Here is a 25,308-nt window from a genome sequence, read left to right on the forward strand (position 1 = left end):
GGTCATCACCCCGGTCAGTCGGCCTGCCGGGCGACCAGGACGTTGTCGAGCACGCCCAGCGCGTCCGGCACCAGCACGGCCGCCGAGTAGTAACAGCTGACCAGGTAGGAGATGATCGACTGGTCGTCGATGCCCTTGAAGCGGACGTTCAGGCTGGGCTCGTATTCGTCGGGAATGCCGATCGCGTGCAGGCCGATGACGCCCTGATCCTTCTCGCCCGTGCGCATGGCCAGGATCGATGTGGTCTGGTTATCGCTGACCGGGATCTTGCCGCACGGGTAGATCGGGACGCCGCGCCAGGCGAAGACCCGGTGTCCGTCCACCTCGACCGGATCGGGATAAAGCCCGCGCTTACTGCATTCGCGGCCGAAGGCGGCAATCGCTTTCGGGTGTGCCAAAAAGAATTTCGTGCTGCGCCGCATACTGAGCAGCTCGTCCATATCATCCGGTGTCGGCGCGCCGGACTCGCTGTAGATGCGTTGTTTCAGGTCGCAGTTGTGCAGCAACCCGAAGTCGGGATTGTTCACCAGATCGCTCTCGCGGCGTTCGTAGAGCGCCGCGATGGTCAGCCGCAACTGCTGTTCGACCTGGTTCATCGGGTCGTTGAACAGGTCGGCGACGCGAGTGTGCACGCGCAGCACGCTCTGCGCCAGGCTGAGTTCGTATTCGCGCGGGGCGGCGTCGAGGTCGACGAAGGTGCCTTCCAGCAGTGGCTCGCCGGAGTGGCCCGAGGAGATCTCGATATTCGCCTCGCCCTTGGAGTTCTGCGGTTGCTCCGGTGCGGTCGCCACTCTGGACAATTGCTCGCGCAGTGCCGGGGTGTGCTGGAGTATTTCATCGAGCGTTTGCCGAGGCAGGACCAGCATGGTCGTCTGGGTGACGGTCTTCACCGTGACCGGCCAAATAGCGGACGGGTCGGTGAGCGTTTCGTCGCCGTAGAAATCGCCCCCGCCGAGCATGCCCAACTTGGTTTGCTCGCCGTATTCTCCGGTGCCGATCTTGCTGAGTTTTCCGTGCACGATCAGTATGACCTGATTCATCGGATTACCGAATTCGGCGACCACCGTACCGGGTTCGAGGTCGCGCTGTTCGAATCGTTGCGCGAGCGCGCGCAACACCTCTTCGTCGTCGAAGTCGCGCAGTTGCGGGAGTTCGGTGAGCTCCAGCGGGATCACCCTGGCCTGCGCGCCATCGATGACGAACTCGACCTCGCCGTTGCCCACGGTATGGGTCAGGCGGCGGTTGACGCGGTAAACACCGCCGTTGACCTGCGTCCACGGCAGCATGCGGGTGAGCCAGCGCGAGGTGATGCCCTGCATCTGCGGCTCGGACTTGGTGGTGTGCGCGAGCTGATGGGCGGCACCGGTGCTGAGACTCTTGCGAACGTTGTTTTCTGTTTGGACCGGCATTTCGATGGTCATGCGTTGTCCTCACCTGAGATGGTCACCGAGACGGTCGAGAGTGCTGTACTGGTAGTCGACGGTTGATCGGATTCGGTGGGCTTTCACAACAATTCGACAGGCGGCGTGCCTGTTAGGGCGGAGATGGCGTGGTTGCCGAGAGGGTAGGGCAGACCGAGACATTGCAACGGGCAGCGACTCTCTCGTGCGAATTGGCTTACGCGACATTGCGTTCCGAACGGCATTGATCCTAAACCGCGAAAGATGCTGTGCGCACGCGAATCTCGAAGATCAAACCGCGAGATTGCTGGTCTGTTTCTTGGATGGTTACGACATGACCTCGATGCGGACAACGACGGATAACATCCTGGGACAATGGGGTGTGGAAGTTGATCGGTCCACCCGACATGGAACCGATCACAGCCGACACATAATGGACACACGGTGTGGGAAGCTCGTCTGAGCACATCAGGGTGTGTGATGCGGGTCACTTTGCAGGGTAGGGCCAGGAGCGATCGTGAAGTTCAATGCGAAGAGTGTGGTCGAGTCGGTGCAGCGGTTGATGGCAACGGCCCAGAACGGCCTCGAGGTCATCCGCTTCGGCGGGCTGACCACTGATGTCGAATCGTCGCCGTTCGAGATCGTCGAGCGCCGCAGAATGTATCGGCTGCGCCATTACTTCCCCGACGATACGACGCCGGGGCGCCCGGTCGCGGTCCTGGTGCCGCCGCTGATGGTGAATGCCGATATCTGGGACGTGAATGCCGAAGACGGCGCGGTAGGCATCTTGCACCGCGGCGGAATCGACTGCTGGGTCGTCGATTTCGGGTCGCCCGCCAGTGAGGAGGGCGGCTGGGAACGAGATCTGGCCGATCATGTCCTGGCGATCAACAGCGCCATCGATACGGTCTGCGAGGCGACCGGCAGCGGCGTGCACCTGATGGGCTACTCGCAGGGCGGCATGTTCGCCTATCAGACCACCGCCTACCGGTCCGGTAAAGGCGTCGAGAGCATCGTAACCTTCGGCAGCCCGGTCGACGTCGTCGCCGGCATGCCGTTCGGGCTGCCGTACGGCATGGTCTCCGATCTCGCGGAGTTCCTGGCCGACCACGTGGTGACCCGGCTGCCGATCACCGATTCCATGGTCCGGGTCGGCTTCCAAATGCTGGATCCGGTGAAGACCGCGAAGTCGCGCATCGATTTCCTGCGCCAGCTGCACGATCGGGAAGCGCTGCTGCCCAAGGAGCGTCAGCGCCGGTTCCTCAACAACGACGGCTGGGTCGGTTACGCGGGTCCGGCTGCCGCCGATCTGCTCAAGCAGTTCGTCGTGCACAACCGACTGATGCTGGGCGGCTTCGTGATCCGGGACCATCCCATCTCACTGGCCGACCTCGAGTGCCCGATCCTCGCAGTCCTCGGTGAGGTCGACGATATCGGCCAGCCCGCCGCGGTGCGCGGCATCGTCCGGGCCGCGCCCAATGCCGAGGTATATGAAGCCAGTTTGGTCGCGGGACATTTCGGCCTCGTCGCCGGCAGCACGGCGACCAGGCACACCTGGCCGCTGGTGCGGCAGTGGGTCGATTGGCTGGACGGCGATCAGCCGCTGCCACCGGAGATCGTGCCGATGGCAGACCATGTCGCCACCACCCGGCCGACCTCGGCGACCACCCGGGTGGTGCACACCGCGGCCGCGCTGGCCGAGGCGGGCACCGGTGTCGGCAAGGCACTCGAGGAAATCGCCAGCAATGCCGTGCGCGGTTCGATCGAACTGGCCGGTGAGGCCGCGCGGGCGCTGCCGCGGTTGACCCGGCTCGGCATGATCCAGCCGCACACCCGAATCTCCTTGGGCCGCTTGCTCGCCGAGCAGGCGCGGCACGCGCCGCTGCGCGATCTGTTCCTCTTCGATGACCGGGTGCACACCAACGCGGCCGTCAACGCGCGCATCGATAACGTGGTGCGCGGCTTGATCTCGGTCGGCATCCGCCCGGCCATGCGCGTCGGCGTGGTGATGGAAACCCGGCCGAGCGCGCTGGCCACCGTCGCGGCCCTCTCGCGACTGGGCGCGGTGGCCGTGCTGCTCGCCCCCGGCAGCGAGCTGGACCGGGCTATCGAGCTCACCGGCATCAAGGCCTTGGTCTCCGATCCGGAGAACCTGCGGACCGCGGCGGCCACCGGCACCCGCGTGCTGGTGCTCGGCGGCGGTGACGCGCGCGACCTCGATATTCCGTCGAGCGAGCAGGTGATCGACCTCGAGCAGATCGATCCCACCCAGGTGGAGTTGCCCGCCTGGTTCCGCCCGGATCCGGGTCTGGCGCGTGAACTGGCCTTCGTCCTGGTCACCGGCACCGGCGACCGGCCCGAGGTCAAGTACATCACCAACCACCGCTGGGCGCTGTCGGCCTTCGGCACCGCGACCTCGGCCGATCTGGACCGCAAGGACACCGTCTACTGCCTTGCGCCGCTGCATCATTCCTCCGGTCTGCTGGTGAGCCTGGGGGGTGCGATCGCGGGCGGCAGCCGGATCGCGCTGGCCCGCTCGCTGGATCCGATCCGGTTCGGCGAGGAGGTGCACCGCTACGGCGTCACGGTGGTGACCTACACGTGGACCATGCTGCGCGACATCCTCGACGCGGAGGTATTCCCCGCCGGACACCAACATCCGATCCGGCTGTTCATCGGGTCCGGCATGCCCGCCGGACTGTGGCGGCGCGCCACCGAGCAGTTCGCGCCCGCCCGCGTGCTGGAGTTCTATGCGTCCATCGAGGGCGATGTGGTGCTGGCCAATGTGACCGGTGTGAAGGCGGGCTGCAAGGGCCGTCCGGTGCCGGGCACCGCGAAGGTGGAGTTGGTCGCCTACGACCCGGTCACCGAGCAGGTCCGCACGGATGCGTCCGGCTTCGCCCGCCGCTGCGCGGATAACGAGGTGGGGCTGCTGATCGGCAAGGCGACCGAGGGCGTCGACCTCTCCGACGGCGGGTTGCGCGGTGTGTTCACCGCGGGCGACGCGTGGATGCCGACGGAGAATCTGTTCCGCCGCGACAGCGACGGCGATTACTGGCTGATGGATCGCAAGGACACCGTGATCCGCACCGAGCGCGGACCGGTCTTCACACAACCGATCGTCGATACCCTCAACGACATCACCGCTGTGGACATGGAGGTCGCGTACGGGCTGCCCGTGGGCGACCACCTCCTCGCGGTCGCCGCGGTCAGTGTCCGAAAGGGCTTCCGGTTGGAACCCAAGGACGTGACCGAGGCGCTGCAGGCGCTGGACTACCTGCAGCGTCCCGATCTGGTGTACGTAGTCGAGGAGATCCCGCGTACCTCCTCCTACCGGCCGTCGACGCGGGCCGTGCAGGCGGCGGGCCGACCGCAGCCGGGACCCGACACCTGGTGGTACAACCGGGCTTCGGAGGTGTACGAGGTACTCACCGATGCCGAAGCGGGTGCGATTCTCGGGACCGACTGAACACCGGTCGCCGATCCGCACAAGTGCGTAGCGTGGATACCAAGTCCTCGACGACGACGGAGGTTCGAGATGTCGTGGAAGGTTCGGCTCGGCATCGGCGTATTGGCGCTGTTGGGTGTGCTGATGGTGCTGGGCTTTGTCAAGAGCCTGGTGATGTCACTGGTGCCGCTGGCGATTCTGCTGCTGGTCGGCTACGGCGCCTACCGGTTGTATGTCGCCAGCCGCGATAAAGTCGCCGAGCCCCCGAAGCAGCTGCCGACCAACACACCGCCCGCGGTCCGAGCTCGTCCGACGAAGGACGCGGCGACCAGGCTCCGCGAGATCCGTGAGGAAGCCGCCCGTCAGCAGGGGCAGCAGTAGGCGCCAGGGGCGAGTACTTGCTCGGCGGGGATTCGCCGTAACATTCCAGACTGCGGACGATACATTCCAGACTGCGGACGATGTCAACGGATCTGTTCAAGGAAACCGTGGGTACGAGTTTTATCTATCGCAACAGAACCGTCTACGAACTGACGATGCGTGGGCTGTACGGCCGCCACTACGGGGCTCGGTATCGAGCCATCGCCGGGATCGTCCCCGACGGCGCGAGCGTGGTCGACGTGTGCTGCGGACCTGCCACGCTGTATTCGGGCTATCTGCGCGCCAAATCGGTGACCTACACCGGCGTCGATCTCAACGCCCGATTCATCGCCCAGGTAGTGCGGGCGGGCGGGCACGGCGAAGTCCGGGACCTGCACGCACACACCCCGCTGCCGGGTGGCGACTATCTGATCATGCAGGCGAGTCTGTACCACTTCCTGCCCGAACCCGCGCCGATCATCGACCGGATGCTGGCGGCGGCGCGCAAACAGGTGATTATCGCGGAACCGATCCGCAACCTGGCCACCAGCGATAACCGCGTCCTCGCCGCCATCGGTCAACGCTTCACCAACGCCGGTGACGGCGCCCAGGCGCATCGGTTCACCGAGGCGACCCTCGATGAACTCATCCGTGGCTACGAATCGCGAATCGTGGAGCGGTCATTGATCGCGGGCGGCCGCGAGCAGCTGTTCGTGCTCAGCGCCTGACCGCGGTGCTCAGACCGTGAAGTCGGTGACCGCCTCGACGACGCGGGCCACCTGCGCAGCGGTCAGATCGGGCCAGAGCGGAAGGCGCACAACGGTTCCCGAGAATTCGGCGCTGCGCACACACGGCTGCGGTGTCCGGCCCAGTTTGAGACCGGCCGGGCTGGAATCCAGCGGCACATAGTGGAACGGTGCCGAGATGCCGCGCGCACCCAGATGCGCGATCAACTGGTCGCGGCGTTCCTCGGTGGGCGTGCGCAGGTAGTACAGGTGTGCGGTGTGGGCGCGGTCGGCGGGCACCGTCATCAGTCGAATGTCGTTGCGGCGGGCCCAGTCCGACAGTCCGGCGGCATAGGCGTCCCAGACCTGGTGCCGCCCGGCCTGGATGGTGTCGAACTCGTCCAGCTGGGCGTCCAGTACCGCCGCATTGAGTTCGCTGGGCAGATAGCTGGAGCCGATATCCTGCCAGGAGTACTTGTCGACCGCGCCCCGCAAGAACCGGGCGCGGTCGGTGCCCTTCTCCCGGATGATCTCGGCGCGCGCCATCAGGATCTCGTCGGTGAGCAGCAGCGCGCCGCCCTCGCCGCAGTGCACGTTCTTGGTGTCGTGGAAGCTGAGCGTGCCGAGGGTACCGATGGTGCCGAGCGGACGGCCGCGCCAGCTGCCGCCGAGGCCGTGCGCGTTGTCCTCGACGATGGCGAAACCGTGTGTGTTCGCCAACGCGAGCAGCCGATCCATCTCCGCGGCGACGCCGCCGTAGTGGATGACGACCACGGCTTTGGTGCGCTCGGTGACCGCCGCCGCAACGGACTCGGGATCCAGATTGCCCGTCTCCGGATCAATATCAGCGAAGACACAGGTGGCCCCACGCAGCGCCATCGAGGTCGCGGTCGAGGTGAACGCGAAGCTCGGCACGATCACCTCATCGTCGGGCCCCAGCTCCAACAGCAGGCCCGCCATCTCCAGTGCGGACGTGCACGAGGTGGTCAGCAGCGCATGCGGCGCGGCGGTGATGGTCTTGAGCTTCTCGGTGGCGGCAGCGGTGAACTGCCCGTCGCCGTGACTGTGGTCGGAGGCGAGTACCGCCTCCAGATTGGCCAATTCGCGGCGCGCCCGGAACGGGCGGCTGAAGATGACGCGGTCAGTGCTCAAGCCGGTCGGTCCCCCTACTGGCGGCGGTCGTGGACAGTTCCCGGTGCTCCGCCGGGCGTGGCGTCGGTGAATCGACGGTCAAGTACAGCGGTTTGCCGACCAGGATATGCAGAGCCACCCCGAGGTATTCGGCGATGAGGCCGAGTGAGAACAGGGTCGCGCCCGAAACCAGCAGTAGCACCACAATGATCGAGGCCCAGCCCTCGGGCGCCCAGTCGTCGGCGGTGAGCGCCTCGTAGATGACCAACGCGGCCATCACGCCACCGATCAGCGCCAGCGTGACGCCCAGCAGGCTGACCAGGCGCAGGCCGCGAGTTCCGCTGCACAGCACCATCTTCCAGAACAGTGAGAACAGGCGGCGGTAGTTGTAGCCGGACTCCTCGCGGCCCTCGGCGCGCAACGCCACCGGTACCTGGGCGACGGTGCCGACCACCCAGGTCAGCGCGACATCCAGATAGACGCCATTGGAGGCGACCTCGGCGAGTTGGCGACCGATGGCGCCGCGGATCAGCCGGTAGCTTTCGAACCGGGTCGAATCCGGGAAGGCGAAGATCGTCGCCAACACGATCTTCGCGCCGCGCGAGGTGATATTGCGCAGGAAGCCGTGCGGGCGGGTGTTGGTCGGTTTCGAATAGACCAGATCGGCGCGTTCGGCGAGGGCGGCGTCGAGGAACGTGCCGATGAAGCGGGGATCGTGTTGGCCGTCCTCGTCCATGGTGACGATCCAGCGGCCACGCGCGGCCGACATGCCCGCGATCGTGGCGGCGTCCTGGCCGAAGTTGCGGCTCAGCCAAACGGTGCGCACCTGCGGATAGGTCCGTTCCAGCTCCTGCAGCACCACATCGGAACGATCGGGGCCGTGATCGTGCACCAGGATGATCTCGGCGATCTCGAAGACGGCGCCGCCAGGGGTCGTGGTGGGGACGGTCAGCGTGTTCAGCTCGGCGACCAAGGGCTCGATCGTATCCTCGCCCCGGTAGATCGGTACGACCACGGATATCGTGTGCGCGTGATCGCCGCCCGTGCGGCCGTTCGTTGCGACGACATCGGTACGGGACGTGGGAGTAGTGGGAATCGGCATCAGCTGGATCGACTTTCGATTGCGGTGCGTGCCGGTACTCCCCGCTGGACAGCAGAGCCCGAGCCGCCCAGAACTCTAGCACGGTGCGGGTTTCGGCTTCCGGGGCTGCGCATCACCCCATCATCATCGCGTCAGCGGTCGATGCCAAGCGGCACACCGCACGGTAGGGTCTGGAACTCGTGACGGATAGTGCAGCAGCGACAGCGGCGCCCGGCGGGTCCTCCGGGGTCACACCAGCCACCGCCGCCGGGCCGGATCCGCGCGTCGCCGACCGTGATTCGCGGCGCGAAGTCCTGCGCTGGGGCGCCATAACCGCGTTGGGTGCGGTGGCGGGTTATATCGCGGTCCTGCTGGCGAACGCCAGGCACTTCTATACCGACGACACCGAATCCCAGTACACCGGATTGTGGATCGGACTCGGTCGCGCATTGCGCGACGGCACCTTCCCGGTGCTGGTGCCCGAGCGGTGGATGTCGGGCAACAACATGATGGACGACGCGGGCCTGTTCAATCCGCCACAGCTGCTGATCGATCTGATCGCGCCGTCGTTCGACAACATGGCGGTCTACGCGACCCTGGTGAAATTGATCTTCGGTGTCATCGCCGCGCTCGGGGTGTATCGGATCTGCCTCGCCTACGGCGGCAGGCCCGCGTGGTCGGCGGTGGCGGGCGTGGCGTTCCCGCTGTCGGGCTTCTTCCTCTTCTTCGATGAGGCCAGCTGGATGACCGCGCTCACCGGCACCGCGTGGCTGGTGCACGCCTGGGCGTCGTCGGTGCGCTACACCCGTGGACACGGCGGCCCGATCCCGGTCTTCGTGTTCCTGTATCTGACCATCTCCACGCAGTACATTTTCCCGGCGGTCGAGGCGGCCATGATGCTCTTCGCCGTGGCGGTGGGCGAGCTTGTCTACCGGCGCAAATGGCAGCCGGTGGTAAGGCTGACGGTCGCCGGGGCTTGCGCCGGCCTGGCCGGCCTGCTGACTTTCCTGCCGAGCATGCTGTCGGCGAAGGTGACTTGGCGCGGCACCGCGGAGATCATGAACGACCAGTTCCTGACCGTGCCGTGGTCGGAATCGCTGAACGCCAGCCTGCCCAGTTCGCTGCCTGCCTTCACCTCCTGGTGGGGTTATGTGCAGCCGATGCCGGTCACCTATATCGCCTGGTTCCTGATTCCGGCACTGGCGTTCATCGACTGGCGACGGGCGCGGGAGAGCTGGCGTGAACTCAGCGCGGTCGCGGTGTTCTCGGTACTGATGCTGATGTGGTCGGCCGGACCGGGTTCGATCGGTCCGCTGCGCTGGCCGGTGCGGGTGTTGCCGATGCTCGCGATCGGCCTGTTGGTGCTGGTATGCGTGCTGCTCGGGCGCTATGGCACGGTCCGTGAGCTGAAGCAGCGCGCCGTCGCCGCCGCGGTGTTGATCGGATTGCTGTGGGTGCGGTCGTTCTCCGCCGATCCGCACGATGTGATCTGGCATGTGGTGGCGGTGGTCGCGGTCGTGGCGCTCGGGGGCGGTGTGGTGTGGCTGGATCGCACCAAGGGCGTGGCCGCGGCCTGTGCGCTGGCCATTGTCGCGATGTTCCCGATCGCCTACTTCCAGGTCAGTGCCGCCCAGCCGACCCCGATGACGTGGAATCTGCCGACCAACCGCTCGCAGGCCGCGGCCGTGTTCCCGGACTTTCCCGGCAATACCATCCAACTCGCCGAGCGTGGGCTGCTGCAGCCGCAGGACAACAGTCTCGACGGTGCCTACGGGTCCCTGGTTTTCGGCAACTATGCCAAGTCATTGGATCTGTCCTACGTCAACGGCTACACACCGACCGGCCATTTCTATTTCGGTGAGCTGCTGTGCATGCGCTGGGACAGCAGCGTCTGCCCGGATGCCTTTCGGCGGATGTTCGCACCTGAGCCGACCACCGGCCGACCACTGGTCGATCTGATGAAGCTGGACCGCGTCGTGTTGCAACGCGCGCTGTTCCCGGACGCTCGCGACCAGCCCGCGCCGCAGGGTTGGAAGTGGGTCGACTATCCCGGCCACGAGCGCTATATCTCGGTGCTGGAGCGCGAGAGCGGCCTGATCTCGACGGTGAACGGCCGGGTAGCGGATGCCGAGAACGCGACAGCGACATCGATCTCCGAGACCGGCACCACCAGCCGGGTGCGGGTGTCCTCGACCGAGGGTGGCCGGGTGGTATTCGCGCGCCTCGGCTGGCCTGGCTACCGGGTCACCCTGAACGGTGCGCAGATTCCGATCGAGGTGGTCGCGAAAAGCTTCGTCGCCGTGGACATTCCGGCCGGTACCCAGAACGCCGAACTGGTGCTCACCTGGCGTCCACCGGGTTGGAAGATCGGCATCGCCACCATGGTGGCCGGATTGTCCGGTATCGGTGTGCTGCAGTGGCTGTATGTGCGGTCCCGGCGGCGGGACGCGGCGGCCGTCGCCGACCACCCGACCGGTGAGCCCGAACGTGAACTGGCCGAGGTTCTTTCGTGACAGCTGACCCGCGTCCGGTCGCCGAACTGCCGACGGGCGCGGGGACACCGGTGTGGGAACGAGGCGCCGTGCGATGGGCATGCCGACACCGGGCGCCGGGGGCTGTAGGGTCTGGAACTCGTGGTGGAAAGTAGCGGCCCCGCCCGGCGGGATGTGGTCAAATGGGGTCTCGTTACCGCATTCGGTGTGATTGCGGGATACGTCTCGGTTCTGTTGGCCAACGTCCGGCACTTCTATACCGACGACAGCGAGTCGCAGTACGGTCCGCTCTGGGTGATGCTCGGGCGGCAGCTGCGCGAGGGCCGGTTCCCGGCGATGGTCCCCGAACACTGGATGGCGGGCAACTACACCATCGAAGAGGCAGGCCTGCTGAATCCGCCGCAGCTGCTCATCGATCTGATCGCGCCCTCGGTGGACAACATCGCGCTCTACACCACGGTGATAAAGCTGATCTTCGCGATCATCCTCGGGCTCGGCGTGTACCGGATCTGCCTGGAGTACGGCGCGAGGACGCCATGGGCCGCGGTCGCGGGCATCGCGATTCCCTTCACCGGATGGTTGCTCTTCTTCGATGAGGCCAGCTGGTACACCGCCTTCACGGGAACCGCGTGGCTGGTGCACGCCTGGGCCAGCGGCGTCCGGTACGCGCGCGGTCGCGGCGGGCCGATCTCCACTTTCGTCTTTCTATATTTGGCGATTTCGGTGCAGTACATCTTCCCGGCCGTCGAGGCCGGTCTGATGATCGGCGCTGTCGCCGTCGGTGAGGTGGTCTACCAGCGCAGGTGGCAGCCGTCGCTGCGCCTGCTCGCGGTGGCGGCCTGCGCCGCGCTTGCGGGGCTGGCGACCTATCTGCCGAGCATGCTCTCGGCGAAGGTGACCTGGCGTGGCACCGCGCAGATCAACAACGACCAGTTCCTGACCGTGCCGTGGTCGGAATCGCTCAACGCCAGCCTGCCGAGCACGCTGCCCGCGTACAACTCGTGGTGGGGTTACATACAGCCGATGCCGGTGGTCTACATCGCCTGGTTCCTGATTCCGGCGCTGGCCTTCATCGACTGGCGCAAGGCACGCGAGAACTGGCGCGAGTTCACCGCGATCGCGCTCGTCGCGATCATGGCGCTGATGTGGACCGCGGGCCCCGGCACCATCGGCCCGCTGCGCTGGCCCGCCCGGGTGCTGCCGATGCTGGCCCTCGGTCTGCTGGTGCTGGTATGTGTGCTGCTCGGCCGCTACGCCACCGTCCGCAACTGGCGCCACCGCGGCATCGCGGCGGCGGTGCTGATCGGGCTGCTGTGGCTGCGATCGTTCTCGGCGGCGCCGCGCGAGGTGGTGTGGCACGTTGTCGCGGCCCTCGGCATCGCGGCGCTCGGGGCCGCGGTGGTGTGGCTGGGCCTGCGCCGAGGGACGGCGGCGGCCTGTGCGCTGACCATCGTCTCGATATTCCCGATCGCATTCCTGCAGGTGCATGCGGCGCAGCCGACGCCGATGAGCTGGAATCTGCCGGAGCGGCGCTCGGAGATGAAGGCCGCGTTCCCCGACTTCCCCGGCACCACACTGCAACTCGCCGACCGCGCGCTGATCCAACCGGGCGAGCGGACGCTGCAGGGCGGCTATGGCTCACTGGTATTCGGCAATTACGCCAAGGATCTGGAGCTGACCTACGTCAGCGGCTACACACCGAACGGGCACTTCTGGTTCGGCGAGATGCTGTGCATGCGCTGGGACACCAGTGTCTGCCCCGACGCGTACCGCCGGGCATTCGCCACCGAGCCGACCACCGGTACGACCATCGTCGATCTGATGAAGGTCGACCGGGTAGTGCTCCAGCGTGCGCTGTATCCGGACGCGCGTAATCAGCCCGCGCCGCCGGGCTGGAAGTGGGTCGACTACCCGGGCCACGAGAAGTACATCGCGGTGCTCGAGCGTGCGACCGGGCTGCGCTCCGCTCAGAACGGGCGTGTCGCCACCGTCGAGGGCGGCACCGCGACCTCGGTGTCGGAGTCGGAGTCGAGCAGCCGGGTGCGGGTGAACTCCGAACACGGTGGGCGGGTGGTCTTCGCTCGGCTCGGCTGGCCCGGATATCGGGCGACGCTGAACGGTCACGAGATCCCGATCAGCGTTGTCGCGAAAACCTTCGTCGCCGTGGATATTCCGGCCGGTGCCAAGAACGCCGACCTCGAGCTGACCTGGCGTCCGCCGGGCTGGAAGCTCGGCGGCGTGACGGCGCTGCTCGCAGTATTCGGGGTGGGCGCGTTGCAGTGGTTGTACCTGCGCAGGAACCGTCGCGACGAGCCGGACGACGCCACCTCGGCTCGGCCGACCGAGGACAGTCCGGTGCCGGAGCCCGATCTGGCGGACGCGATCCGGTGAGCGCCAGCGAGACGGGGGCGCACGCGGGGGCGACGGGAGCCGAGGATCCGGGGCCGTTGCTGCGGCTGGTGCACCGGCAGGAGGTCGCCTTCGCGGTGGTCGGCGGTTTCAATACCGCACTCGGGATGGGGCTGACCGTCATGTGGTTGGCCATCCTCGGCGACAGCGTGCCGCCCGCCGCCGCGGTGGCGCTGGCCTATGCCATCAGCATCGTCATCGCGTTCGCACTACACCGGACGCTGGTGTTCCGAGTGCACGGCCATGCGGTTCGCGACTTCGTCCGGTTCGTCGGGGTCAATTCCGGTGGGCTGCTGATGAATATGGCCCTGCTGTCACTGGCCGTCTCGGTGCTGCACCTGCCGAGTAAGCCGTCGGCGGTGGTGGTGATGGGACTGGTCGCGATCGCCAGCTACTTCGGCCATCGCTATATCTCGTTCCGGCGGGCCCCGGTGCCGCCACCGCCGTCCGCCGGTTCCGGTGCGGAGCAGTTCTGAGTGCCGGGTAAGTTATCGATCATGCCGGAAGAAACCGCGTTGGACGCCACGTTGTTGAGCCTGCTCGCCTGCCCGCAGGACAAGGGTCCGTTGCTGTTGGTCCGCGATGACAAGGGCGCCACCGCCCTCTACAATCCGCGCCTGCGCCGCGCTTACCCCATCGAAAACGGCATCCCCGTGCTCCTCATCGATGAGGCCCGCGACGTGACCGATACCGAACACACCGCCTTCACCAGTCAGCACGCCGACGCCTGAGCCGCCGAGTGGCCCACCGATGTGGATGCCACTCGACGTTTGCCGCAGCCATGCGCCCTTCACCTAGCGTGCGGGGGTGTCTATTTCGCCGGTGAGGTAGTGCTGGAGGGTGGGGGCTACTGCGGCGACCAGGTCGGGGCCGGGCATCGAGGCCACGGGTTCGACGCCGATGATCTTGCGGGCGACCAGTACGCCGATCATTTGGGTGGCGACCAGCGCGACGCGGGCCCGCCCGTCGTCTTGCGGCGTCGCGATTCGCAGCCGTACCCGCTCCAGCACGACATCCAAGACGAATGTCCTGGCCAGCGCCATATCGCCGCCGGCGAGGATGCTGCGCACCGCCGCGACGATGCCGGGACCGGCGGGCGAGTCCCACAACGCGACCACCGAGCCGAGAATGGTTTCCCCGAGTCGATCCAGCGGCGCGACATCGATCTTGCGCAGCGTGGCCTCCGGGTCGATCGGCAGATCGACCACCGCGGCGAACAACTGCTGTTTGGTCCCGAAGTAGTGGTGGACCAACGCCGGATCGACCCCCGCGTCGGCGGCGACGGCGCGGATCGAGGTCTTGTCGAAGCCGCCCTCGGCGAAGCGGGTGCGTGCGGCGGTGAGGATCGCCTCGCGGGCGCCGGACTGTCCCGGCCGACGCCCCGAGCGGCGATCGCCATTGGTCGCCTCGGCCGTCACGCGGTTCGCCGCCGTAGCGTGGCCGCGCCGAGGCACAGCGCGACGATGGCGAATCCGGCGACGACCGCCAGATCACGGAACATCTGGCCGGTGACATTCGAATGTGTCGAAACCTGTTCCAGCGCATCGACCGCGTAACTCAACGGCATCACATTGCTGATCGCCTCCAGCCAGCCCGGCAGCTGCCCGCGCGGAACGAGTAAGCCGCACAGGAAGATCTGCGGTGCGACCACCACCGGCATGAACTGCACGGCCTGGAATTCGGTGCGGGCGAAGGCACTTGCCAACAGGCCGAGCGCGACGCCGCAGACCGCGTCGACCATCGCGATCACCACCACCCAGCCCGGACTACCCGCCGAATCGAGGCCGAGCAGTCCGAAGGAGACCAGGCAGGCCACTACCGCCTGCGCGGCCGCGGCGACGGAAAACGCGGTGCCGTATCCGGCGAGCAGGTCCAGTTTGGCCAGCGGCGTGGTGAGCAGCCGCTCCAGCGTGCCCGAGGTGCGTTCGCGCTGCATGGCGATCGCGGTGATCAGGAACATCACGATGAACGGCAGGATGCCGAGCATGCTGATGCCGACCCGGTCGAAGATCGGCACCGGGTTGAACGGGTTGGTCGGGGTCTCCTTGTAGATGAAGTACAGCAGGGCCATCAGCAGGGCGGGGACCACGAGAATCATTGCGACAGTGCGGTGGTCGTTGCGCAGCTGACGCAGGATCCGGCCGGTCGTCGCGGCGTACGGGCGCAGCGTCGGCTTCCGGCGGGGTGCGAGTGCGATAGTCATGCCGCGTGTCCCATCGTGATAAGAGCGAGGAAGGCTTGTTCGAGGTTCTGCTCACCGGTCTCGGCGCGCAGTTCGTCGGGGCTGAGCTGGGCGAGGAGTTCGCCCTCGCGCACCAGCAGCAGTTTGTCGCAGTGCTCGGCCTCGTCCATCACGTGACTGGAGACCAGCAGCGTCGTCCCGTTCGCGGCCAACTCGTGGAACTGCTTCCACAGATCCACGCGCAGTACCGGATCCAGGCCGACCGTCGGCTCGTCCAGGATCAGGATCTCGGGCTGCGCGACCAATGCGCAGGCCAGCGACGCACGCGTCTGCTGCCCGCCGGAGAGTTCGTCGCCGCGCTGACGGGCATGTTCGAGCAGCCCGACCGCAGCGATCGCCGAATCGGTGTCGTCGCGGTCGCGTCCGTAGAGCGCGGCGTAGTAGGCGACGTTCTCGCGCACGCTGATATCGGCGTAGATGCTCGGCGCTTGTGTCACGTAACCGATCCGGTGCCGCAGTTCGGCGGATCCGGCCGGGAGCCCGAGCGCGGAGATCTCGCCTGCGGCCACGATCTGGGTGCCGACGATGCTGCGCATGAGGGTGGTCTTGCCGCATCCGGAGGGCCCGAGCAGTCCGGTGATGGAACCGCGCGGGATGGTCAGCGAAATATCGTGTAGAACTTCGCGGCCGCCGCGGCGCACGGAGAGGTTGCGAACCTCGATGGCGGGCGATGAGTGCAGGTCCGGCATGGGACGCCTCAATTCATCGGGTGTTGAATTCATTGTGTGATGAATTTAGCGCGCCGCGGCCTCCGCGTCTAGTGGTGACCCTCGTGATGTGCTGGCGTCCCGGCCGATTGGCCCGGCTCGACCACAACAAACTGGCCCATCATGCCCTGGTCCTCATGCCACAGCAGGTGGCAGTGATACATGTAGGGCGAGCTCGGATCGGCGGGCCCGTCGAAGCGCATGGCGATCTTCGCGGTCGCGTCGGGCGGTAGGAAGATGGTGTCCTTCGGTCCGGTCAACGCGTCCGGCGGCGGCGTTCCGTTCAGCTCGAGCACCCGGAACTGGACGTCGTGTATATGGAAGTTGTGCGCCATGCCGTCGTTGTTGTGCACCACCCAGGTTTCGGCGGTGCCTCGGGTCACTGTCAGATCGATGCGGTCCATCGCCATCGGATTGCCGTTGATCCCACTGAGATTCAGCTCGAAGGTGCGTTGTGTGACCGAGTCGGAGCCGTCGGGAGTCGACGGATGTGCCAGTGCCGTGGGCATTTCGGGTGACGGCCGCAGGGTGGCCGCCGGGCGCAGCTCGAGTACATCGAAGCTGTCGTCGCCACCGGCGAACCGCTGACTCCAGAAGTTCAGTCCCGCATCGAGTTTCGTGCTGCGCAGCACGGTGCGTTCACCGGGCCGCACCCGGACCACGATCTCCGCGCGCTCACCCGGTGACAGGCGCACCCGATCCAGTGCGAGCGGACGTTCCAGCAGACCGCCGTCGGTGGCGACGAGCGAGAAGCGCCGGTCGTCGGCGAAGCCGAAGGTATAGATCCGCGCGGTCGAGGCGTTGAGCAGCCGCAGTCGCACGAGTTCGTCGCCGACAGCGCGGTACGGCGTCAGGGTGCCGTTGACCATGGTCCGATCACCGAGGAACCCGATGTCACGGAACATGCCGTGCGACGAATCGAGCTGGGCCCCACGGAATTTCACATCCTGGACGATGACTGGCAGATCGTCGACGCCGTAGTTGTCCGGCAGCGCGAGCCCTTCGGACACCTCGTCATCGAGCAGGAACATCCCCGCCAGCCCACGTCGCACATGCTGTTCGGTCGCGCCGTGCGGATGCGGGTGGTACCAGAGTGTCGCGGCGGGCTGATCCACGGTCCAGTGCGGTGACCAGGTGGCACCGGCCGGCACCATCTGGTGCGGCCCACCGTCCATCGCGGCTGGGAGATGCATCCCGTGCCAGTGCACGGTCGAGGCCTCCGAAAGCTTGTTCCGGACTTCGACTTCCACCTTTTCGCCGCGCCGGGCCCGCAACGTCGGTCCGAGATAGTCGCCATTGAACCCCCAGGTCTCGGATGTCCGGCCAGGCCGGAATTCCGTGCGCCCCGAACGCATATCGAGTTCGAAGACACGGGTGCCATCCGACCGGATCCGCGACTGCGCCAGCGGCGGAACCGCCATCTCATTGTTGAATTCGGTTGCGCCGACAGTAGATACGGCCGCATTGGTGTACACCCAGGCGACGCAGCCACCGACCGAAAGCGGCAAAACCATCGCGAACGCAGCGATAGCAGGGAGCAACCGCCGCAACCTGCGCGGCCGGGAAACCGAAGACATGCGATGACGGTATGGATCCGCGGCACCCCGGCACATCCGGGACCGTCCCCATTTCGCCCCTGGTCCACCCTGATTTCGGGCGGGATGTCACTTTCGTGCGCTGGCGTTATTCGCCGGCGAGTTCAGCGGTCGCGTCGTGCCCGGCGGCGGTGGTGCGGCGCAGGAAGTCCGCGATCAGCTCCAGTTCGGCCGCGGAGTAGCGGTCGCACAGGTCGTCCATGCGGTTGTTCATGCCGGAGAGCATGCGGTACAGCTCCGGGTTGCGGTCCTGGGTGGCGCGCACGGTGACGGCGCGGCGGTCGGTGGCCTCCGGATCGCGTTCGCGGGTGATGAAGCCGCCGCGTTGCAGGCGATCCAGGACGCCGGTCATGGTCGCGGGATGCAGTCCGGACAGCCGGGCGAGCGCTCCGGGGCTGAGCGGGCCGTGCCGGTTGATCAGGTCGAGGCAATTCCAGTCGGCGTCCTTGAGCTGCATCTGCACGCCGAACTGCCGGTTGAGCAGCGATAACTGGATGTTCAGGTCGCGCAGCGACTCCTTGACCGCGTTGGCCGATTGCCGATGCCGCCGCGCTCGCTGCTTCGCTCCCGTCGATTTTGTTACGTCTGTCATATTGTATGACTTTCATATTAGTTGTTATGGTTTCCATATGATACGACGCTCCGATGGATCGGCGTCGCAGGCATACCGAGACATCAGGAGGAAGTCATGCGCATCAGCGTTTTCGGAGCCAACGGACCCACCGGGCGACTGCTGACCGGGCAGGCCCTCGCGGCGGGCCACGACGTCGTCGCGGTCACCCGGCAGCCTGCGGAGTTTCCGATCGAGCACGATCGGCTCACCGTCTTCGGCGGCGATGTCCACCAACAGGATTCGGTCGATACCGCGATCGCCGGTGCCGACGCGGTGCTGTCGGCATTGGGAGTGCCGTACGGCAAAGAGCCGATCACCACCTACTCCAACGGAATTCGCCACATCATCGCCGCGATGCACCGCCACGGCGTGCGTCGGATCGCGGCCGTCTCGTCGAGTGCGGTCGATCCGAAGCCCTATTCGGAAGCCGGGTTCCTGTTCAATCGGGTGCTGCAGCCCTACATCGCGGGCGTCATGGGCAAGACGCTCTACGACGATATGCGGCGGATGGAATCGCTGCTCAGGGCCAGTGATCTGGCGTGGACGATTGTGCGTCCCGGTGGGTTGTACGAGTTGCCCGCTGTCACCGATTACACGATGGTCGAGGGGCATGCCGACCATCGATACACCGCTCGGGTCGACTTGGCGGCAGCCCTGCTGCGACTGGCCGAGGAGGACCGCTTCGCGCACCGGATCGTCAGCGTCGTCACGACGACCGACAACCCGAGCCTGTTCCAGTTGATCCGGACCGAGGCGCTCGGCAAGCACTGATCCGCCGCGTGACCGGCATCACACCAGGCGGGTGTCACGTCCGGCATCGGTGGTTTGTCCCATGGTCGTCACCAACCGAGAATCCTGCCCCGGTGACATCGACCATGGGAGCAAGCCATGACCACCAAGAAGCGGATCGTCGTCCTGGGCGCGGGCTACACCGGCATGCTGGCCGCCGTACGGCTGGCGCACCGGACCCGCAAACTCGACGTGCAGATCACCCTCGTCAACCCATCCGCGCGCTTCACCGAGCGGCTGCGCATGCACCAGATCGCCGCGGGCCAGGAACTGGCCGACAACCAGATCCCGGAGATCCTGGCTGGTTCGGGCGTCGAATTCGTCCAGGGCTGGGCCACTTCCATTGATCCCGAGGCGCGGCAGGTCTATCTCGACGGCACCGCAACACTGCACTACGACGAGCTGATCTACGCCCTCGGCAGCAGCACCGACACCAGCATCGTGCCCGGCGCGGCCGATCACGCCTGGACCCTGAACGACCCGCGCACCGCGCATCGTTTCTCCGAGCACCTCGGCATGGTCGCGGCCAACGGCGGCAATGTCGCGGTCTGCGGCGGCGGTCTGACCGGCATCGAGGCGGCGGCCGAAATCGCCGAGAGCTGCCCGGGATTGCGGGTCACGTTGATCAGCAGCAGCGAGCCGGGCGCGATGATGGGCGACAAGGCACGCGCCTACCTGAACAAGGCGCTCGATCGGCTGGGGGTAGCCCGCGAGGTCGGCCAGGCGGTCACCAAGGTGCTGCCGGATGCGGTCGAACTCGCCAACGGCGAACTGGTCGCCGCCGATCTGACCCTGTGGACCACCGGCGTCCGAGTCTCCCGGCTGGCCGCCCAGGCGGGTATCGAGACCGACGCCCGCGGGCTGATCGTGGTCGACCCGACCCTGCGGTCGGTCTCGCACCCCAACATCCACGCCATCGGCGACGCCGCCGCGGTGCGCCAGGCCTGGGGCCAGATCCACGGCACCTGCCAGTCCGGCCTGCCGACCGCCGCTTACGCTGCCGACGCCCTCGTGCGGCAGTTGAAGGGCAAGAGGGTCGAGCCGTTCCGGTTCGGCTACTTCCACCAGCCGGTCAGCCTGGGCCGCAAGGACGCGGTCATCCAGTTCACCAAGGCCGACGACACACCCGGCCGGTTCTCCCTGACCGGACGCGCCGCGGTGCTGTACAAGGGGGCCGTGAGCAGCAGCCCGGTGCCCAGCTTCAAGCTCAGCAAGAAGATGACGGTCTCGGTCCAGCTGTCCAAGGGCGGCAAGGCCACTCGTCGCACCGCATGAGAACCGGGCCCGGAACAGCCGCTCGTCACCCCGGACGGGCGGCAGGGTCGTGCCAGGATTGTGCGATGGTGAAATCCGGACCCGAACCAGGAGCATGAGTTGATGGGTGAAGCCACGCTGGCGCAGGATCCGTTCATCGAACATCGGCGGCTGCTCTTCTCCACCGCCTACCGGATGCTGGGCACCGTCACCGACGCCGAGGACATCCTGCAGGACACCTGGCTGAAGTGGAACGAAGCCGATCAGTCGACAGTCCGGCATCCCAAGTCCTATCTGGTGCGCACGGTCACCAACCTCTCGTTGAATCGGCTCACCTCCGCTAAAGCGAAGCGCGAAACCTATATCGGTCCATGGCTGCCCGAACCCTTGTTGACATCACCGAATATCGCCGAGGAGACCGAATTGGCCGACACCGTCTCCACCGCGATGCTGGTGGTGTTGGAGACCTTGAATCCCGTCGAGCGCGCGGTCTTCCTGCTGCGCGAGGTCTTCGGCTACAGCCATGCCGAAATCGCCGACACTCTGGACAAGCCCGAGGCCACCATCCGGCAGATCGCGCATCGGGCCCGTTCGCACGTGCAGTCCCGTCGCCCGCGCTTCGACACCGATAAGGCCGAGCGCGCACACATCACCGAACAGTTCATGTCCGCCTGTGCCGGTGGCGATCTCAACGCCCTGATGGATCTGCTCGCGCCCGAGGTGACCTCGTGGTCCGACGGCGGCGGTGTGGTCACCGCGGCCCTGCGTCCGCTCTACGGCCCCGACCATGTGGCCCGCTGGGTGCTCGGCGTCCTCGCCAAACCTTCGGTCGCGGGAGTCGTCCTCGAGCCGGCGCATATCAATGGCGAACTCGGTGCGCTGGCGTTCATCGGCGGAAACCCGGTGGCGGCCTTCACCTACGACATCATCGACGGCCACATCCACAACCTGCGTTTTCAGGTGAACCCGAGCAAGCTCAAGGGGCTGTACATGGGCACCGATGTGCTCGGCTGAGCATCGGTCGACACTTGACGTGCCGTACCCAGCGTGTCGTTCTACGCTCTTGCCGTGACCAGCCAGATCACCTCACCGAACGCGGACGGCGGACAGGTCCGGGTCTCCACCCTGGAGCTCTTCTTCGATCTCGTCTTCGTCTTCACCATCACCCAGCTGACCCACGTCTTCACCCACCATCCGGGGTGGGAGTCACTGCTCCAGGTGGTGGTCCTGTTCGGGGTCATCTGGTGGATGTACAGCGGGTACGTCTGGCTCACCAACGAAGTCGCGCCGAACAGTTCACAACGCCGCACCCTGCTGCTGATCGGTATGTTCGGGTTCTTCGTGCTCGCGTTGGCCATCCCGGACGCCTTCCACGGCACCGGCCTCGCGTTCGGCCTCGGCTACGTGCTCGTCAACATCGTGCACACGGCCTTGTTCTGGGTCAGCGGCGGTGCCTCGGCGACGCAGGCGATCAAACGCATCGCGCCGCTGAACGCACTCGCGGCGGCGCTGGTGCTCGCGGGCGGATTCGTACACGGGTATCTGCAATACCTGTGCTGGGGGTTGGCTTTCGCGGTGCAGGTGCTCAGCCCCTACCTCGTCGACACCCGCGATTTCGTGGTGCGAGCCGGTCATTTCTGCGAGCGGAACGGACTGGTGATCATCGTCGCCATCGGCGAGTCGGTGGTCGCGATCGGCGCCGGGCTGGCGGGGGAGCGGCTGACCGTGCCGCTGGTCGGAATGGTCGCGCTGGGACTGTGTTTGGTTTACGTGCTGTGGTGGGCGTATTTCGGCATCGATGACGAGCGCGGTGAGCACGCGCTGGCCGCGGTGCCGGACCGGGAGCGTTCCCGCCCCGCGGTTCTCGCCTACGGCTACGCGCTCTACCCGTTGCTGATCGGCATCACCGTCGCCGCGGCGGGCATCAATATGAGCATCGCGCACGGCAACGAACCCGCCTCCTTCGCCGCCGCGGCGGCACTCTCCGGCGGCGTCGCCCTGTATTTTGTCGGCCAGTTCTGCTTCCGGCTCGCCTTGGGTCTGCCGCGTCCGTGGTCGCGGCTCATCGCCGCCGCCGCGGTGGCCGCCACCATCCCGATCGGCACCGCGTCGGTGGCCTGGGCACAGCTCGCTGTGCTGGTTGCGGTCGGATACGCCGCCGTGATCACCGATGATCTGATCACCCTGCGCTCCGGCCAGCACAGTCGCTACGTCTGACGTCGGGAACAATGGTGAGTCGTGCGTAGTGAGGAACTCGCGGTCGAACCGCCCGCCGCGGCCAGGCGACTGCTCGGCGCGACGTTGTGGTCCGGACCGGTAGGCGTGCGGATCGTCGAAGTCGAGGCATACGGCGGCGACCCGGCCGGACCGTGGCCGGACCCGGCATCGCACTCCGGGCGCGGGCGGACCAAGCGCAATGCGGTGATGTTCGGGCCCGCCGGGGTCCTGTACGTCTATCTGAGCTACGGAATGCACATGTGCGTGAATGTGACCAGCGGGCCGGATGGGACAGCCAGCGCAGTGCTCATCCGCTCGGGCGAGGTCGTCGCCGGCCTGGAGACGGCCCGAGCTCGTCGGCCAACGGCGCGCACCGACGCCGATTTGGCAAAGGGCCCAGGCAATCTCGGCAGCGCGCTGGGAATCACGCTGAGCGACTACGGAACTCCGCTCTTCGATCCGGCGTCGCCGATCCGGTTGGCCCTCGACGGCGCGATCGACCTCGCCGAGATCGCCACCGGGCCACGAGTCGGGGTCAGCAGCGCGCCGGATGTGCCGTGGCGATTCTGGCTCGCCTCGCCCGCGGTATCGGCATACCGGCGCAGCCCGCGCGCACCGATCGAGGCGATATAACTCCAGGTAGCAGGGATTTTCGGCGCGAGCGATGAGTTTTCGCGACGGTGTCCGTCCTACCTGTTGAACGCGCTCCACCCGGCGCGACCGACCCGAAGGAAAGACATCATGACCGCCATCGCCCCCGCCGCCTCGACCACCACCGCCGTCGCCCACCGCCCCGGTAAGAAGATGAACATCGCGCTCTGGACCGTGCAGATCCTGCTGGGCCTGTTCCTCATCGTCGCCTCCGCAGCCCCGAAGCTGTTCGGCCAGCACGACGCCGTCGAGGCCTTCGAGACCATCGGCTGGGGCGTGTGGTTCCGCTACTTCACCGGTCTGGTCGAGCTCGCGGGCGGCATCGGCCTGCTGGTGCCGCGCCTGACCGGCCCCGCGGCGGTCGGCCTCTCGATCACCATGGTCTGCGCCGCACTGACCCAGGCTTTCCTGCTCGGCGCGCCCGCCCTGATGTTCTTCCCGCTGATCCTCGGCGTGGTGTTCGTCTGGATCGCCTGGCAGCGTCGCGACAGCATCACCGCCGCCCGGGAGCTGCTGTCTCGCTGACCATCTGAACAACCATCACGATCGGCAGACCATGGTCTGCCGATCGTGATGGCGTTTGCGGACCCGGCCCGGTAATTCGCTCGACCTGCGGGGTGGCGCGCGAAGACACTGAGGGCTGTACCGGTCGCGGGGACCGGTACGGAATGATGGGACATCGTGACCGGCGACATCATCGACGAATTGACCTGGCGCGGGCTGATCGCGCAGTCCACCGACCTGGACGCCCTGCGCGCGGCGGTGTCCGCCGGGCCGCTGACCCTCTATGCCGGTTTCGATCCGACCGCGGCCAGTTTGCACGCCGGACATCTGGTTCCACTGCTGGCACTGCGGCGGTTCCAGCGTGCGGGCCATCGACCGGTCGTGCTGGCCGGTGGCGCCACCGGTTTGATCGGCGACCCGCGCGACGTCGGTGAGCGCACCATGAACTCCACCGACACTGTCGCGGAGTGGGCGGGCCGGATCCGCTCGCAGCTGGAACGCTTCGTCGACCTCGACGATTCGCCCACCGGCGCGATCATCGCCAACAACATGGACTGGACCGGCCAGCTGTCGACCGTCGACTTCCTGCGCGATATCGGCAAGCACTTCTCGGTCAATGTCATGTTGGCCCGCGACACCATCAAGCGGCGCCTGGACGGGGAGGGCATCTCCTACACCGAGTTCAGCTACATGCTGCTGCAGGCCAACGACTACCTGCAGTTGCGCCGCAACTACGGCTGCACGCTGCAGGTCGGTGGTTCGGATCAGTGGGGCAACATCATCGCGGGCGTCGAGCTGAACCGGCGCGTCGACGGCGCATCGGTGCACGCGCTGACCGTTCCGCTGGTGACCTCCGCCGACGGCAAGAAGTTCGGCAAGTCGACCGGCGGCGGCAGCCTGTGGCTCGATCCGGAGATGACCAGTCCCTACGCCTGGTACCAGTACTTCGTGAATACCGCCGATGCCGATGTCGTGCGGTACCTGCGCTGGTTCACCTTCCTGTCCCGGGAGGAGCTGGCCGAGCTGGAACTGGCCACGGCCGAACGCCCGCACGCGCGGGAAGCGCAGCGCAAGCTGGCCGAGGAGATGACGAATCTGGTGCACGGGGAGGCGAATACCCGCGCTGTGCAGTTGGCGAGTCAGGCGTTGTTCGGTCGCGCGGATCTGCGGGAACTGGATGAGGCGACGTTGGCGGCGGCGCTGCGGGAGGCCGCTGTCGATGGGACTGTCGCCGAAGTCGGATCCGGCGCACCGAGCACGATCGTCGATCTCTTGGTCGCCACCGGACTGTCGGAGAGCCGGGGCGCCGCCCGGCGTGCGGTGAACGAAGGCGGCGCGTCGGTGAACAACGAGCGGATCTCGGATCTCGAATGGACCCCTGCGGATAGCGACTACCTGCACGGACGGTGGCTGGTGCTGCGTCGCGGGAAGCGGAACTTCGCGGGCGCGCTGCGGGCGGGGGAATAAAGATCACGTGGCTCGGGTCACATCAGGGTGGCCCGAGCCTGCTTTTTCGGTGGTCGAATAGCCCCTGACCTGCGAAATGACATGCGTGTAGTGCGGATTTGACTCGGCGTTCTCCGCCGCGTAACTTTGTCCAAGTCAGAGCGACACGGACACCGACCCGGAGCCGAAAGGCCTGGGAAACGAGGTAGTACGAGGAGCGCCTGACACTCAGTTGCAGCGGATC

General features: G+C 66.6%; 22 protein-coding genes. 14 read left to right on the forward strand and 8 right to left on the reverse strand.

What is annotated here, in order from left to right; all coding sequences use genetic code 11:
• Positions 1–14 precede the first annotated feature (14 nt).
• Entirely contained in the window at positions 15–1,421 is a 1,407-nt protein-coding gene (locus tag OG874_RS05450) for a family 2B encapsulin nanocompartment shell protein (protein WP_330254033.1), read from the reverse strand.
• Positions 1,422–1,917: 496 nt separating this feature from the next.
• Between OG874_RS05450 and OG874_RS05455 the strand changes: the two genes are divergently transcribed.
• From OG874_RS05455 to OG874_RS05465, 3 genes are all read left to right on the forward strand, one after another.
• The gene (locus OG874_RS05455; protein ID WP_330254034.1) at positions 1,918–4,869 is read left to right on the forward strand and encodes an acyl-CoA synthetase; all 2,952 of its coding nucleotides are present in this window, start codon (positions 1,918–1,920) and stop codon (positions 4,867–4,869) included.
• A 69-nt stretch (positions 4,870–4,938) separates the two neighbouring features.
• Positions 4,939–5,229: a hypothetical protein gene (locus OG874_RS05460; protein WP_330254035.1), complete on the forward strand. Its 291-nt coding sequence runs from the start codon at positions 4,939–4,941 to the stop codon at positions 5,227–5,229.
• Between the two features lie 80 nt (positions 5,230–5,309).
• Complete coding sequence (locus OG874_RS05465) at positions 5,310–5,936, forward strand: class I SAM-dependent methyltransferase (protein WP_330254036.1); 627 nt, start codon at positions 5,310–5,312, stop codon at positions 5,934–5,936.
• 9 nt (positions 5,937–5,945) lie between these two features.
• Here the strand turns inward: OG874_RS05465 and rffA are convergent, their stop codons facing one another.
• On the reverse strand, positions 5,946–7,085 hold the full coding sequence (gene rffA, locus OG874_RS05470; protein ID WP_330254037.1) for a dTDP-4-amino-4,6-dideoxygalactose transaminase: 1,140 nt from the start codon (positions 7,083–7,085) through the stop codon (positions 5,946–5,948).
• Positions 7,075–8,166 (reverse strand): glycosyltransferase, encoded by a 1,092-nt coding sequence (locus tag OG874_RS05475; RefSeq protein WP_330254038.1) that lies wholly within the window; start codon positions 8,164–8,166, stop codon positions 7,075–7,077. Before OG874_RS05475 ends, rffA begins: the two co-directional genes overlap by 11 nt.
• 293 nt (positions 8,167–8,459) lie before the next feature.
• Here OG874_RS05475 and OG874_RS05480 point away from each other — a divergent pair, with 293 nt between their 5' ends.
• The 4 genes from OG874_RS05480 to OG874_RS05495 all read left to right on the forward strand — a co-directional run bounded on the left by OG874_RS05480 (position 8,460) and on the right by OG874_RS05495 (position 13,777).
• Complete coding sequence (locus tag OG874_RS05480; protein ID WP_330257187.1) at positions 8,460–10,658, forward strand: hypothetical protein; 2,199 nt, start codon at positions 8,460–8,462, stop codon at positions 10,656–10,658.
• Positions 10,659–10,778: 120 nt separating this feature from the next.
• Positions 10,779–13,028, forward strand: a complete 2,250-nt coding sequence (locus OG874_RS05485) for a hypothetical protein (protein WP_442943294.1) — start codon at positions 10,779–10,781, stop codon at positions 13,026–13,028.
• On the forward strand, positions 13,025–13,522 hold the full coding sequence (locus tag OG874_RS05490) for a GtrA family protein (protein WP_330254039.1): 498 nt from the start codon (positions 13,025–13,027) through the stop codon (positions 13,520–13,522). Before OG874_RS05485 ends, OG874_RS05490 begins: the two co-directional genes overlap by 4 nt.
• A 21-nt stretch (positions 13,523–13,543) precedes the next feature.
• The gene (locus tag OG874_RS05495; RefSeq protein WP_330254040.1) at positions 13,544–13,777 is read left to right on the forward strand and encodes a Trm112 family protein; all 234 of its coding nucleotides are present in this window, start codon (positions 13,544–13,546) and stop codon (positions 13,775–13,777) included.
• Between the two features lie 63 nt (positions 13,778–13,840).
• Here OG874_RS05495 and OG874_RS05500 read toward each other — a convergent pair whose 3' ends face one another.
• From OG874_RS05500 to OG874_RS05520, 5 genes are all read right to left on the reverse strand, one after another.
• Positions 13,841–14,464: a TetR/AcrR family transcriptional regulator gene (locus OG874_RS05500; RefSeq protein WP_330254041.1), complete on the reverse strand. Its 624-nt coding sequence runs from the start codon at positions 14,462–14,464 to the stop codon at positions 13,841–13,843.
• Entirely contained in the window at positions 14,461–15,249 is a 789-nt protein-coding gene (locus OG874_RS05505) for an ABC transporter permease (protein ID WP_330254042.1), read from the reverse strand. The genes OG874_RS05500 and OG874_RS05505 overlap by 4 nt, the downstream gene beginning before the upstream one ends.
• A complete protein-coding gene (locus tag OG874_RS05510; protein ID WP_330254043.1) occupies positions 15,246–15,977 on the reverse strand; it encodes an ABC transporter ATP-binding protein in 732 nt (243 codons plus the stop codon). The genes OG874_RS05505 and OG874_RS05510 overlap by 4 nt, the downstream gene beginning before the upstream one ends.
• A 68-nt stretch (positions 15,978–16,045) precedes the next feature.
• Entirely contained in the window at positions 16,046–17,572 is a 1,527-nt protein-coding gene (locus OG874_RS05515) for a multicopper oxidase family protein (protein WP_330254044.1), read from the reverse strand.
• Positions 17,573–17,678: 106 nt separating this feature from the next.
• Positions 17,679–18,182 carry a MarR family transcriptional regulator gene (locus OG874_RS05520; RefSeq protein ID WP_330254045.1) on the reverse strand — a complete coding sequence of 168 codons (504 nt, stop codon included), beginning with the start codon at positions 18,180–18,182 and terminating at the stop codon, positions 17,679–17,681.
• Positions 18,183–18,278: 96 nt separating this feature from the next.
• Between OG874_RS05520 and OG874_RS05525 the strand changes: the two genes are divergently transcribed.
• The 7 genes from OG874_RS05525 to tyrS all read left to right on the forward strand — a co-directional run bounded on the left by OG874_RS05525 (position 18,279) and on the right by tyrS (position 25,085).
• A complete protein-coding gene (locus tag OG874_RS05525) occupies positions 18,279–18,974 on the forward strand; it encodes an NAD(P)-dependent oxidoreductase (RefSeq protein ID WP_330254046.1) in 696 nt (231 codons plus the stop codon).
• Between the two features lie 117 nt (positions 18,975–19,091).
• The gene (locus OG874_RS05530) at positions 19,092–20,267 is read left to right on the forward strand and encodes an NAD(P)/FAD-dependent oxidoreductase (protein WP_330254047.1); all 1,176 of its coding nucleotides are present in this window, start codon (positions 19,092–19,094) and stop codon (positions 20,265–20,267) included.
• A 102-nt stretch (positions 20,268–20,369) separates the two neighbouring features.
• Entirely contained in the window at positions 20,370–21,260 is an 891-nt protein-coding gene (locus tag OG874_RS05535) for an RNA polymerase sigma-70 factor (RefSeq protein WP_330254048.1), read from the forward strand.
• A gap of 54 nt (positions 21,261–21,314) precedes the next feature.
• Positions 21,315–22,463, forward strand: coding sequence for a low temperature requirement protein A (locus OG874_RS05540; protein WP_330254049.1), 1,149 nt, complete (start codon positions 21,315–21,317; stop codon positions 22,461–22,463).
• A gap of 21 nt (positions 22,464–22,484) precedes the next feature.
• Positions 22,485–23,096, forward strand: a complete 612-nt coding sequence (locus tag OG874_RS05545) for a DNA-3-methyladenine glycosylase (RefSeq protein ID WP_330254050.1) — start codon at positions 22,485–22,487, stop codon at positions 23,094–23,096.
• A gap of 108 nt (positions 23,097–23,204) precedes the next feature.
• Positions 23,205–23,639, forward strand: coding sequence for a DoxX family protein (locus OG874_RS05550; RefSeq protein ID WP_330254051.1), 435 nt, complete (start codon positions 23,205–23,207; stop codon positions 23,637–23,639).
• A gap of 156 nt (positions 23,640–23,795) precedes the next feature.
• Entirely contained in the window at positions 23,796–25,085 is a 1,290-nt protein-coding gene (gene tyrS, locus OG874_RS05555) for a tyrosine--tRNA ligase (RefSeq protein WP_330254052.1), read from the forward strand.
• Positions 25,086–25,308: the final 223 nt, after the last annotated feature.

Source organism: Nocardia sp. NBC_00565, assembly GCF_036345915.1.
Taxonomy (GTDB): Bacteria; Actinomycetota; Actinomycetes; order Mycobacteriales; family Mycobacteriaceae; genus Nocardia.

What these genes read in the sequence shown, in the direction of transcription:
- OG874_RS05450 (WP_330254033.1), bottom strand. Translation starts at nt 1,421, where the DNA reads ATGACCATCGAAATGCCGGTCCAAACAGAAAACAACGTTCGCAAGAGT.
- OG874_RS05460 (WP_330254035.1), top strand. Translation starts at nt 4,939, where the DNA reads ATGTCGTGGAAGGTTCGGCTCGGCATCGGCGTATTGGCGCTGTTGGGT.
- OG874_RS05465 (WP_330254036.1), top strand. Translation starts at nt 5,310, where the DNA reads ATGTCAACGGATCTGTTCAAGGAAACCGTGGGTACGAGTTTTATCTAT.
- OG874_RS05475 (WP_330254038.1), bottom strand. Translation starts at nt 8,166, where the DNA reads ATGCCGATTCCCACTACTCCCACGTCCCGTACCGATGTCGTCGCAACG.
- OG874_RS05495 (WP_330254040.1), top strand. Translation starts at nt 13,544, where the DNA reads ATGCCGGAAGAAACCGCGTTGGACGCCACGTTGTTGAGCCTGCTCGCC.
- OG874_RS05505 (WP_330254042.1), bottom strand. Translation starts at nt 15,249, where the DNA reads ATGACTATCGCACTCGCACCCCGCCGGAAGCCGACGCTGCGCCCGTAC.
- OG874_RS05510 (WP_330254043.1), bottom strand. Translation starts at nt 15,977, where the DNA reads ATGCCGGACCTGCACTCATCGCCCGCCATCGAGGTTCGCAACCTCTCC.
- OG874_RS05515 (WP_330254044.1), bottom strand. Translation starts at nt 17,572, where the DNA reads ATGTCTTCGGTTTCCCGGCCGCGCAGGTTGCGGCGGTTGCTCCCTGCT.
- OG874_RS05520 (WP_330254045.1), bottom strand. Translation starts at nt 18,182, where the DNA reads ATGACAGACGTAACAAAATCGACGGGAGCGAAGCAGCGAGCGCGGCGG.
- OG874_RS05525 (WP_330254046.1), top strand. Translation starts at nt 18,279, where the DNA reads ATGCGCATCAGCGTTTTCGGAGCCAACGGACCCACCGGGCGACTGCTG.
- OG874_RS05530 (WP_330254047.1), top strand. Translation starts at nt 19,092, where the DNA reads ATGACCACCAAGAAGCGGATCGTCGTCCTGGGCGCGGGCTACACCGGC.
- OG874_RS05535 (WP_330254048.1), top strand. Translation starts at nt 20,370, where the DNA reads ATGGGTGAAGCCACGCTGGCGCAGGATCCGTTCATCGAACATCGGCGG.
- OG874_RS05550 (WP_330254051.1), top strand. Translation starts at nt 23,205, where the DNA reads ATGACCGCCATCGCCCCCGCCGCCTCGACCACCACCGCCGTCGCCCAC.